Source organism: Mesorhizobium sp. M7A.F.Ca.US.014.04.1.1 (assembly GCF_003998745.1).
GTDB classification, from domain to species: domain Bacteria; phylum Pseudomonadota; class Alphaproteobacteria; order Rhizobiales; family Rhizobiaceae; genus Mesorhizobium; species Mesorhizobium ciceri.
In genome coordinates this window covers 1-412 of sequence record NZ_RZRW01001473.1, presented here as the reverse complement: position 1 = coordinate 412, position 412 = coordinate 1, and the positions used below count along the sequence as shown (strand labels likewise).

At 65.3% G+C, this 412-nt stretch carries 1 pseudogene; it reads right to left on the bottom strand.

Features of this window, described 5'->3' with window-relative positions:
• Positions 1 to 208: 208 nt before the first annotated feature.
• Positions 209 to 412 (bottom strand): annotated as a pseudogene (locus tag EOA22_RS37185) (SDR family oxidoreductase); the annotation flags it as partial.

The window sequence follows — 412 nt, the reverse complement described above, 5'->3', positions numbered from 1 at the left end:
GGCACATTCCCTACGAGGCGTTCCTGATGCTGCCGTTCATCTTCACCATCGTCGCCATGGCTGTGATGTCGCGCAACGCGGTGGCACCGTCGGCGCTGCTCAAGCCGTTTCGTAGGGAAGAGCGGTAGCAAAGCTTGGGTTCCTCTCCCCCCACCTTCGTGGGGGCGGGAACCCGCATCCTGCCAAGTTCGCGCCTCCTTTGAGCGTTTCACATCGCCGTAAAACCATTGTCAACGAACAGATGCGTGCCGTTGACGAAGCTCGACTCGTCGCTGGCCGGTAGAGCGCTGCCCTCGCCACCTCTTCCGGCTCGCCGATGCGGCCCTGCTGCGCGGCCAGTGCCGCGTCGGAGACGTCGACGCCGAGCCTGCCGAGGTCGGCGACCTCGCGCAGGCCGTGCGGTGTACGGATG